The sequence below is a fragment of the Microbacterium sp. UMB0228 genome, assembly GCF_002871415.1.
Lineage (GTDB): Bacteria > Actinomycetota > Actinomycetes > Actinomycetales > Microbacteriaceae > Microbacterium.
In genome coordinates this window covers 859,999-870,934 of the sequence record NZ_PNFU01000001.1, presented here as the reverse complement: position 1 = coordinate 870,934, position 10,936 = coordinate 859,999, and the positions used below count along the sequence as shown (strand labels likewise).

At 71.7% G+C, this 10,936-nt stretch carries 9 protein-coding genes; 2 read left to right on the top strand and 7 right to left on the bottom strand.

From position 1 onward, the window contains the following. Positions 1-446 precede the first annotated feature (446 nt). Positions 447-1,163 carry an endonuclease domain-containing protein gene (locus CJ226_RS04175; RefSeq protein ID WP_257996505.1) on the top strand — a complete coding sequence of 239 codons (717 nt, stop codon included), beginning with the start codon at positions 447-449 and terminating at the stop codon, positions 1,161-1,163. A gap of 334 nt (positions 1,164-1,497) precedes the next feature. On the opposite strand, the gene CJ226_RS04170 is transcribed toward CJ226_RS04175, so the two are convergent. The 6 genes from CJ226_RS04170 to truB form a co-directional block, all read right to left on the bottom strand. Next, entirely contained in the window at positions 1,498-2,526 is a 1,029-nt protein-coding gene (locus CJ226_RS04170; RefSeq protein WP_025103187.1) for a 6-phosphofructokinase, read from the bottom strand. A gap of 204 nt (positions 2,527-2,730) precedes the next feature. Then, the gene (locus CJ226_RS04165; protein WP_102208379.1) at positions 2,731-4,875 is read right to left on the bottom strand and encodes a DEAD/DEAH box helicase; all 2,145 of its coding nucleotides are present in this window, start codon (positions 4,873-4,875) and stop codon (positions 2,731-2,733) included. A 201-nt stretch (positions 4,876-5,076) separates the two neighbouring features. Then, positions 5,077-6,027, bottom strand: coding sequence for a bifunctional riboflavin kinase/FAD synthetase (locus CJ226_RS04160; RefSeq protein ID WP_102208378.1), 951 nt, complete (start codon positions 6,025-6,027; stop codon positions 5,077-5,079). Then, complete coding sequence (locus CJ226_RS04155) at positions 6,024-6,461, bottom strand: hypothetical protein (protein ID WP_231729434.1); 438 nt, start codon at positions 6,459-6,461, stop codon at positions 6,024-6,026. The genes CJ226_RS04160 and CJ226_RS04155 overlap by 4 nt, the downstream gene beginning before the upstream one ends. 55 nt (positions 6,462-6,516) lie before the next feature. Further along, positions 6,517-6,885, bottom strand: coding sequence for a hypothetical protein (locus CJ226_RS04150; RefSeq protein WP_102208377.1), 369 nt, complete (start codon positions 6,883-6,885; stop codon positions 6,517-6,519). Further along, positions 6,882-7,775, bottom strand: coding sequence for a tRNA pseudouridine(55) synthase TruB (gene truB / locus CJ226_RS04145; protein ID WP_062634945.1), 894 nt, complete (start codon positions 7,773-7,775; stop codon positions 6,882-6,884). The genes CJ226_RS04150 and truB overlap by 4 nt, the downstream gene beginning before the upstream one ends. Positions 7,776-7,827: 52 nt before the next feature. On the opposite strand from truB, the gene CJ226_RS04140 reads away from it, so the two are divergent. Beyond that, positions 7,828-8,724 (top strand): A/G-specific adenine glycosylase, encoded by an 897-nt coding sequence (locus CJ226_RS04140; protein ID WP_374754505.1) that lies wholly within the window; start codon positions 7,828-7,830, stop codon positions 8,722-8,724. A 4-nt stretch (positions 8,725-8,728) separates the two neighbouring features. Here CJ226_RS04140 and CJ226_RS04135 read toward each other — a convergent pair whose 3' ends face one another. Then, positions 8,729-10,867, bottom strand: a complete 2,139-nt coding sequence (locus tag CJ226_RS04135) for a helix-turn-helix transcriptional regulator (RefSeq protein WP_102208375.1) — start codon at positions 10,865-10,867, stop codon at positions 8,729-8,731. Between the last annotated feature and the right edge of the window lie 69 nt (positions 10,868-10,936).

Below are 10,936 nucleotides of genomic sequence, written 5' to 3'. Positions count from 1 at the left end.
CGTAAGCAACCGAAACCGCGTCACCGCTCCAGCGTCTCAACCGATCCCCTCAACCTTTGTCAGACACGCCCTAGGGCGGCATCAGGCGCGAGAGGCTCTTGCTGCCTGATCTCGCGCGGACGCCTGTGGTGACCACACGCGACGACTGATCCTGCACAGGGCCAGGATTTCGCGAACGATCTCCCCATCCGGAGGGCTGCGATGGAGAGTGCTGCGCGAGCGCTCAGGGTGGAGGGGTGAGACGCACGAGGGTCGAGAGCTGGGTTCGAGAGCAGGGAGGCTCCGCGCATTCGTCGCGCGTACGTGAGGCGGGGTTCACCGAGTACCAGATGCGTCGCGCGGTGCAGGAAGGCACGCTCGAGCGTGTGCGCCGGTCGTGGCTCCTCCTCCCCGATGTCGATCCACGGCGCCGGGCGGCTGCTTCGGTCGGCGGGAGAGTCACCTGTGTGAGCGCTGCGGCTCTCGCCGGATGGTGGGACATCGGGGCCACGGACGTGCACGTCGCCCTCCCGCGTACCGCTTCTCGGTTCGACCGCGGCGGCGTCCAGGTGCACTGCGCCCAGGGGCCCGTGCCGGCGCATCCGCGCGCGGCGGTCGATCCCGTCCTGAATGTCCTCTTCCAGGTCGCGCGATGTCGGCCGCCCGTCGAGGCCCGCGCGATCTGGGAGTCCGCCATCCGCCACGGGGCGGTGGAGCTGGATACGCTCGCGCGGGTGCGGTGGCGGTGCCACGCCGCTGACCGCCTCGCTCGAATCGTCCGCGGCCGGTCGGACTCCGGTCCCGAGACGGTCTTCGTCGAACGGATGCGCGCGATCGGCATCGACGTGCGACAGCAGGTGTGGGTGGACGGCCATCCGCTCGACGGTGTCATCGGCGAACGGCTCGCCATCCAGATCGACGGCTTCCGCCACCACAGCGCGGCCGGGGACCGGCGGCGTGATCTCGCTGCGGACGCGAGGCTCGCACTCCGCGGGTATACCGTCCTGCGCTTCGATTACCACCAGGTCATGATCGATGACACTCATGTCGAGGACACCGTCCTGGCCGCGCTCGCGCAGGGGCTTCATCGCGCAGACCGTCGGGCGATGGGTCGCGGGGAGCAGACCGAACACAAGCACAGGCCCTCGCCCGAGAACAGGCAAGAAAGACAGCAAGGCGCCTGAAGCCACGCGAGAGCCTGACACAGCGCGAGGCCGAAAGAACAGGCGAACGCGCACACAGGCACTCACGCAAGTTCAGGCAAGAAAGACACCAAGCCGCCTGAAGACACGCGAGAGCCTGACACCGTGCGAGGCCGAGAGAACAGGCGAACGCGCGAAGACAGGCACTCACGCAAATTCAGGCAAGAGAGACAGCAAGGCGCCTGAAGCCACGCGAGAGCCTGACACCGCGCGAGGCCGAGAGAACAGGCGAACGCGCGGACACAGACCCTCACGCAAGTTCAGGCAAAAAAGACACCAAGACGCCTGAAGCCGCGCGAGAGCCTGAAGCCGGCGGTCAGCCGAAGAGGGCGGCTGCCTCGTCGTAGCGGTAGCGGGGCACGGTGTTGAGCTCGCCCAGAGCGTCGGCGAACGGGACGCGGACGATGTCGGTGCCCTGCATCGCGACCATCTGCCCCCAGGCGCCGTCCACGATCGCATCCGCGGCGTGCAGGCCGAGCCGGGTCGCGAGGACGCGGTCGAAGGCCGACGGCGAGCCGCCGCGCTGGATGTGGCCGAGGATGGTGGCGCGCGTCTCGATGCCCGTGATCCGCTCGATCTCAGGGGCGAGCAGATCGCCGATGCCGCCGAGCCGCGGACGGTTGAACGCATCCAGGCCCTTGTCGCTGTAGGCCTCGTCCATACCGGCGAGCTTGAAGCCCTCGGAGACGACGACGAGCGGCGCGCGACCGCGATCGTGGGCGCTCGTGACGAGAGCGGTGATCTCGTCCAGCGACATCGGCACCTCGGGGATGCAGATGACGTGCGCGCCCGCGGCCATTCCGGCGTGCAGGGCGATCCAGCCAACGTGACGACCCATGACCTCGGCGACCATGCAGCGCTGGTGGGAGTCGCCCGTGGTCCGGAGCCGGTCCATGGCGTCCGTGGCGATGTTCACGGCGGTGTCGAAGCCGAACGAGTAGTCCGTGGCCCGGAGGTCGTTGTCGATCGTCTTCGGAACGCCGAGCACCTTGATGCCGTCCTTGGCGAGACGGTCCGCCGCCGCGAGGGTGCCTTCGCCGCCGATCGCGACGATGCCGTCGATCTTGTGCCCGTAGAGGGTCTTCGCGATGTTGTCGGCGCCTCCGCGCTCCCCCTCGTAGGGGTTGGTGCGGCTGGTGCCGAGGATCGTGCCGCCCACCTTGGACAGGCCCTTCACCTCATGCCGCGTCAGGGGCATGAAGTCGCCCTCGACGACGCCGCGCCATCCGTCGCGGATGCCGACGAACTCCAGGTCGTAGGTCGTGGTGCCCTTGAGCACGATGCCGCGGATGACCGCGTTGAGTCCGGGGCAGTCGCCGCCGCTCGTCAGGATGCCGATCTTCATGCTGCTGCCTTCGGAGGTCGAGGGATGGGGGTGCGGCGACAGTGCCTGCGATCGACACTAGCGCGCCGCCCCCTCGCGTGGCCATTCGAGCGCGTCGAAAACCGGGGATCTTGACGACCGCGAGGAGCGATCACGCCGAACTTCGCGTCCCGGCAGGATGAGGCCACGGATTTGCCGTTAAGAACCCGTGTTCTTGACGGCGTCTCAGCGCCCGCCCAGAGCCTCGCGCAGAAGGTGCGTGAGGGCCGCCAGCTGCACCGACTCGCTCGCCGTCTCCTCCGTCGCCTCGCCGTCCAGAGCGCGGGCCGCGAGGCCCTGCTTCTGGTCGATGAGCTCGGCGATCTTCGTGTCGATCGTGTGCGCGGCGATGATCCGCCAGGCGGTGACCGGCTCGTCCTGGCCGATGCGGTGCACGCGGTCGATGGCCTGCGTCTGCTCGGCGGCGGTCCACGACAGCTCCGCGAGGACGACGTTCGAGGCCGCCTGCAGGTTGAGTCCGACGCCGGCCGCCGTGAGCGAGCACACCGCGATGCCGACCTCGGGGTCGCCGTTGAAGTCGTCGATGGCCTGCTGCCGTGCCGTGTTGGTCTGGTCACCGCGGATGGACACCGCGCGGATGCCCGCGGAGGCGAAGTGCGCCTCCGCCTGGTCCATGACGTCGATGTGCTTCGCGAAGAACACGACCTTGCCGACCGACCGCTGCAGCTGTGCGGCGTAGTCGGCCGCGAGGAGGGCCTTCGCCTGACCGATGCGGCGCACCATGGTGAAGACGTTGTCTCCCCCGGTGCCGGCGGCCTTCGACTCCTCGAGCTCGTTCTGCGCCACGAGCCGGACGATGTCGTCGTCGATCTCTCCGGGCGCGAGACCGCGGTCGCCGCGTGCCTCGATGATGCGGCGGTAGCGGGCGGCCAGGCGCTCTCCCAGCTCGCGCTCGGCCTGGCGGATGCTGCGACCGAACTCGTCGTCGAGCTGCACCGGCAGATCGGCGACCAGCTTGTCGGGCAGGTCGGCGGCGACGTCCTTCTTCTTGCGTCGCACGATGCCCATCGAGATCACCGCGTCGCGGGCCTCCGGATAGAAGGCCTTGTCCGCGGGCGTGAGCCCCGTCGCGTCGAGCTTCTCCATGAGCTCCGGCCCGGGCTTCTCGCCGTTCGTCCAGCCGAGGAAACGCCAGATGGCGTCGAAGTCCTCGACATCGTTGATGAGCGGGGTGCCGGTGAGGGCGAGCATGAGCGGGTCGTGCCCCGGCGTGCGCTCGCGCACCTGCGCCGCGAGCGAGAGCACGTTCTGCGAACGCTGCGACGAGAGGTTCTTGATGAAGTGCGCCTCGTCGACGACCATGCCGCGCAGGCCGATCGACGCGAGCCAGGACATGTGACGGTCGAGGATCTCGTAGTTGACGATGAACACGTCGGCGAAGGCGTCGATGTCGTCGCCGTCGCCCTGGATGACCGTGGCACGACGCTGCGGCGTCCACCGCTCGACCTCGCGCGCCCAGTTCATCTTCACGACGTTGGGTACCACGACGAGCAGCGGATAGGCGCCGGCGACGGAGGCCGCGAGCACCGACTGCGCCGTCTTGCCGAGGCCCGGCTCGTCGGCGAGCAGGAAGCTGCGGTGTCCGGCGCGCACAGCCTCGAGGAAACGGGACTGGTGCACCATGATCTCGCGCCCCTTGGGCGAGATGTGATCGAACTCCGGAGCCGGCGGAAGCTCCATCGACGCTGCCGCACCGCCCGCGCCGGTCTCGAAGGCCTTGTACAGCGGCCCCATGAGCTCCCAGCCGTCGAGGCGGCGGCGGGGCGTGCTGGCCGGACGCGGGGTCAGGTCGGGCGCGAGGAACGGGTTGGCCAGCTGACGGGCCTCCACCGAGGGCGGGGTGACCTGACGCTCGGCGATGGCCGCGGGGACCACCGACACCTGCACGGGCGCGGGGTCGGCGATGATGAGCTCCTCCGGCGGGAGCTCGGCCCCCGACTCGAGCAGCCAGTCGCGCCGCATCCGCTTGGCGACCGGCGAGGTGGCCTGGTCGGCCTCGAGCAGCTGGATGAGCGAGGTGTCCCGCGCGGCCGTCTTCGCGAGGATCGTCGCGACACCGTCGAGCCGCTTGAGCAGCTCGGCGCGGGCCGCGTCGGTGATCTCCGTGTCGGCCTTCACCCTGGCGCGCTCCTCGCGCACCAGGAACGCGATCACCTGGAACTTCGTGCGGTTCGTGGGACCCAGCTTTCCCCGCTGGGTCTTCGCCTCGATCTCCCGCACCTTGCGCGCGAGAATCGGGATGAGGGGTGCCTCGTCATCGCGACGGGACGTCTTCTTGCGCCGCGGGGCGGCGGTTGCCGTGGTCGGCATGCTCCTCCTGAGCCTGAAGGGCTCCGGCGCCCTCAGGGAGCCGTGAGCCGTTCTCGTCGTCCGCGTGTGGCGTGAGCCAGGACCGTGCGGACTGTGGATCGGTGTTCCCGCCGGAGCACGCGATACGTGCGGGACCGGTGGGAGCCTGCTGCCATTCTATGCCATCCCCACCCCCGGCCGCGGAAGCAGGGCGCCGCCGTGTTACGCGGAGACCTCGAGGATGGCCGCGGCCTGTGCGACGTCGGCGGCCATCTGCGTCATCAGCTTCTCGATGCCCTCGAACGCGACCATGCCGCGCAGCCGCTGCACGAACTCCACCGTCACGTCGTGACCGTAGAGGTCGAGCCCGGTCTCCCCCAGCACGTGCGCCTCGACCTGACGGACGAGCACGTCGTCGAAGGTGGGGTTCGTGCCCACCGAGATCGCCGACGGGTGCCGGATGCCGGTGTCGTGGTCGACGAGCCAGCCGGCGTAGACGCCGTCGGCGGGGACGAACGCGTCGACGATGGTGGAGAGGTTGGCGGTCGGGAACCCGAGCTCGCGTCCGCGTTTCAGCCCGTGGACGACGACGCCGCGCACGTCGGGGTACCGTCCGAGGGCGCGGGCCGCCTCGGCGACGTCCCCCGCCATCAGCAGCTCGCGGATCCAGCTCGACGAGACCCGGCGGCTCGATCCCGGAAGGTAGACGTCGTCGACGACCTCGACCGTGAACCCGTACCGGGGGCCGAGCGCCCGAAGCAGCTCGGGGGTGCCGGCGCCCCGGTGTCCGAAGCGGAAGTCGGCGCCGACGAGCACCGTGGACACGTGCAGCGCGCCGACGAGGATGTCGACGACGAAGTCCTCCGCGCTCCGGGCGGCGAGCGTCTCGTCGAACGTCAGCACGAGCGTCGCGTCGAGTCCGAGCTCGCCGAGGAGCTCCAACTTGCGGTCGACGGTCACGACGTTCTCGGGACACCGGTCGGGACGGATGACGGCCAGGGGGTTGCGGTCGAACGTGACCGCGACGGCACGGCTCCCCGAGGCCGCGGCAGCCTCCTCCAGGCGGCGGATGACGGCGCGGTGCCCCTCGTGCACGCCGTCGAACTTGCCGATGGCGACGGCGCTGGGCCCGAAGTCCTCCGGCACCTCGTCCGGATTTCGGAACACGATCACGCGGCGACCTCGACCGGACGCGCGGTCTCGACGGGCCGGTGCGTGCGCAGCCACCAGATCCCGAAGATCGGGAGGACGAGGGGGATGAAGAGGTAGCCGCGCCCGAACAGCGACCATACGGTCTCGTGCTGGAAGAGCTCGGGGAGGACGAGGCTGAGCACGCCGACGACCAGCACCCCGGTGAGTTCGAAGACGATCGCCACCCACGCGACGGTGTACCAGCCGCGACGACGCGCGAAGACGAGCGCGAGCGTCGCCAGGACGTACACGACCGCGGCCAGCGCCGAGAGGCTGTAGGCCAACGGGGCCTCGTCGAATCGACGGACGATCTGCACGAAGCTGCGCCCGGTGGCCGCCAGCGCCATCACGGCGTAGACGATCACCAGGACACGACCGATACCGGTCATCCGAGTGGAGGGGGCGGTGGAGCTCATAGCGCATTCCATCCTAGAGCCGGGCGAGCCGCCCGGCGTCCGCCCCGGCTGGCGCTCAGGCGACCTGGACGGTCCAAATCACCTGCATGCGCCACAGCATGATCGCGATCGCGAGGGCGGCCACGCCGAGCACGACGGTGCTCCACCGGCTGCGTTCCATCAGCGCCCAGAGCACGGCCCCGATCGGAAGCAGGGCCGCCGAGATGAGGTACACCCAGAGCTCCAGCAGATCCCCGGTGGGCGGGTTCCCCGCGAGCGGCGCGACGATGGCGACGACGATCTGCACGATCAGCAGCACCTCGACGAGAGCGAGCGCCCCGACGGAGAAGTCGCTGGGGCGACGGCCGGCGAACCCCGCGCCGAGGCAGAAGAGCCCGGCGGCGACGGCGACGACGATCTGCACGATCGTGAACCACAGGATCATCGGGAGACCTCCGGCATGTTCATGGCGCTCTTCACATCGGCACCGCGCTTCTCGACGACCCCCACGAGCGTGCCGTCGTCTTCGATGGCCGCCGCGAGCGGTCCGTCCAGGCGCACCGCCTGCCCCGCGAGACGTTTGCCGTGTCTCAGGTCACGCGCCTCCTCCGCTGTGACGGGGAGGGCGGGGAGCACGCGGCCGGCGGCGGCGCCGGGGGTGAGCACGGGAGCGCCCTCGAGGGCGTCGATCGCCACGGCGTCGCGCACGTCGAACGGGCCGACGCGGGTGCGGCGGAGAGCGGTCAGGTGGCCGCCGACGCCGAGGCCGGCGCCCAGGTCGCGGGCCAGCGAGCGGATGTAGGTTCCGGACGAGCAGTCCACGACGACATCGAGATCGATCGCGTGCTCGTCGCGGCGACGCGCGACGACGTCGAACCGGGACACGACGACGTCTCGCGGCGGGAGGACCACCTCCTCCCCCGCACGGACGCGGTCGTAGGCGCGGCGGCCGTCGACCTTGATCGCCGACACCGCACTCGGGACCTGGGAGATCGCGCCCGTCAGCGCGGCCACTCCGGCATCGATCGCCGCCTCCTCGATCGTCGCGAGGGCGCTCTCATCCGCGCGGTGGAGGATCTCGCCCTCCGCGTCATCCGTGGAGGTGACGGCTCCGAGCCGGATGGTCGCCTCGTACGTCTTGTCCGCGCCCACGATGTAGGTGAGGAGGCGGGTCGCGCCCTCGATGCCGATGACGAGCAGTCCGGTGGCCATCGGGTCGAGGGTCCCCGCGTGACCGACCTTGCGGGTCCCGAAGGCCCGCCTGGTGCGGGCGACCACGTCGTGACTGGTCAGCCCGCCGGGCTTGTCGACGAGGAGGATGCCGGGGGTCGCCATCCCTCCAGCCTACCGACGCCGGGAGCGGCGACCGCTCGCCTAGGCTGGAGGGATGGCCGCGCCCGCACCGTCTCCTGCGACGATGACGCCCCTGCACGGCTGGTACGCCGAAGAGGCGCGCGATCTGCCGTGGCGCCGCCCGGAGTTCCACGCAGCCTTCGGCGCCTGGGGCGTGCTGGTAAGCGAGTTCATGCTGCAGCAGACGCCCGTGACCCGCGTGATCCCGCACCTCGATGCGTGGCTGACGCGGTGGCCCACGCCCCGCGCGATGGCGGCCGCGTCTCCGGCGGACGTCGTGCAGCAATGGGCGAACCTCGGCTATCCGCGGCGCGCCCTGTGGCTGCACCGCGCGGCCGTCGAGGTGGTCGAGCGCCACGGCGGCGTCGTGCCGCGTGAGGTCGACGCCCTCCTCGCCCTCTCCGGGATCGGCGACTACACCGCCCGTGCCGTGGCCGTGTTCGCGTACGGCGACCGTCATCCCGTCGTCGACACCAACACCCGGCGCGTGCTCGCCAGGGCGATCGAGGGACGGGCACAACCGGGGTCCCCGTCCCGCCGCGACCTCGCGCTCATGGCGGCGCTGCTGCCCGCGGACCCCGTAGAGGCCGCTGTCCTCAACGCCGCGGCGATGGAGCTCGGCGCGACGATCTGCACGTCCCGTGCGCCCCGATGCGAACGCTGCCCGCTGGCGGACGGGTGTGCGTGGCTCGCGGCCGGCCGACCCGACACCGGGGATGAGCGACGACGACAGGCTGCGTACGAGGGTTCGGACCGCCAGGCCCGCGGCGCCGTGCTCCGGCTCCTGCGCGCCGCCGCCCCCGCCGCGGTCCCGCTCACCGCCGTCCTCCCGGACTGGCCGGACGTGCGTCAGCGGGACCGTGCGATCGACTCCCTCATCGCCGACGGGCTCGCGGAAGCCGACGGGGAGGGCCTCTCCCTGCCACGGTGAGCGCTCAGAGGAGCTGTTCGGTGCGGTGGGCCAGCACGGTCAGTTCGACACGGCTGCGGACGTTCAGCTTCGCGAACGCGCGTCCGAGGTGCACCTCGACCGTGCGGACCGAGACCGACAGCCGCTCCGCGATCGCGCGGTTCGCCGTTCCGCCGACCGCGAGCATCGCCACCTCGAGTTCCCGGGGCGTCAGTCGCTGAGCCCAGGCGCTCCGGCAGGCGGACAGGGCCGCGGTCCCGTCTGCCGTGGTCCCGGACGCCTCGAGCCGTTCCCGCCGTCGTCGCACCGCGCGCTCCCAGGCCCGCGCTCCGGCGACCTCGAACAGCCGCTCGGCCTGCGCGAGGTGCCCGCGTGCCGAGACCACATCTCCGTGCAGACCGGACCGGACCCCGAGGAGGGCCTCGACCCGCCCGCGGGCGAACGGAGACCGAAGCCGGCTCGCCGCCACCCGCAGCTCCTCCAGGTCCGTGCGCCATGTGGGGCCGGCGGACCCGACGACCGCCCGCCGCAGCGCCGCGGCGATCTCGCTCTCCGGCGGCCGCACGGTCCCCGGCCGGTATCCCCCCGGCGACCAGAGCACGACCTCGTCGATTCCCGGCACCGCGAACAGCGGCTGCGGGGCTCCGCGGTCCCGCCACAGCCCCATGGCGCCGACGGCCACCTCGAAAGAACCGTCCAGAAAGGCCTCGACGGCGCGATCGACCAGCACGTCCGACTCGGCGGCGGGAGGGAGGAGGTCGGTGAGTGCACGCGCGATCGGGCCCAGGGCGCCGAGCACCGCCAGGTCGAGCCGCCGCGCCAGGACGACACCGAGACCGGCGAACGGGATGGTGATGGGGAGCTCGACCGCCGCGTGCCGGAGCAGTTCCCTGGCCGGGCCGATGTCTCCCCGCCAGACGAGGAGCAGCACCTCGGTGACAGCGCGGTAGGCCCGCACCACCGGGCTGCTCTCGAAGCCGGGGAACACCGGATCGCGCTCCGCCCCTGGGAGTCCTCCCGTGCGCAGCAGCCGCAGGCCCTCGTCGATGTCGCCCGCGCATGCCGTCTGCAGCGCCGCCGCTACGCCGCCAAGCCCGTCGAGGCCCGCGGTCCCGCTCGCCGGCATGACGTCGCCGGCGAGGAGAGCGCACACCCCTACCACGGCATCGCGCAGCGCACGGTCCGTCCCCGCGCGGGAGGCTCCGCGGACCTCCGCGAGCCAGCGCCGCTCGGCCCCGCGGTCGCGACGTTCCGCGCACAGGATCGCGACGAGCCCCGCGGATCGCGCCCATGCCGTGGCGTCGGCCGCGGAGCCGGAGGCGAGCCGCCGCGGATCGACGGCGGGAACGTGGCCGTGCCGAAGGGTGCGGGCGGCGAGGTAGGGGCCGAGCGCCCGTACCCGTCGATGCTCCGCGGCGCCCGGGAAGAGGCCGCTCAGCCACGCCTCGGCATCCGCGGCGTAACCGCAGGCGAGCGCCGCGCAGCCGGCGAGCACCCGGGCCTCCTCGCCGACGGCGCCGGACTCGTGCGCCGCGGCCTCACCGGCCAGGAGCAGCGCGCGCTCCGTGAGTCCCGCGTCGGCCGCGACACGGGCCCGGGCCGTCAGGACCGCTGCGGCCCGACGATCCCGCGCGGCGCACGACCGCGCACGATGCCACGCCGCGCCACTCCAGTCCCCGCGTGCGACCGCGGCGTGAGCAAGCCGGGTGTGCACGCGCGCGACCTCCGCCGCCGACGCGGCCGCGTACACCTCCGCGGCCACGCGCGGGTCGGTGAGCCGGATCGAGCCCGCATGGATCGTCAGATGCGGCGCGGCGGCGCTGGCCCGTATCTCCTCCACGCGGCGTCCGTCGGCCGCGAGGATCGGATCCAGCTCCTCCTCGAGTGCCAGCACCACCGTGAGCAGGAGCAGCCGGTCGGCGCTCGCCAGCCCGCGGATGCCGGCATGGACCGCCGCGGACGGCAGCGGCCACGGGATCCGACTCAGTCCGCGGCGCTGCTCCGGTGTGAGGCGGGCTGCGACGGCGAACACGGCTTCGGCATCGTCAGGCAGCGCGGCGGCCAACTGCGCCGCCACGTGCGGCGCGCAGCACAGATCCCGCCGTCGAAGCTCATCCAGCAGCGGCTCCACGACGACAGGCGCGACGAAGAGCCCCGCGGGCATGCTCGTCGCCTGAATGTCGATCCCCCCAGACCCACCGGTTGTCCCGCCGCGGACCTGAGGGTATCAGAC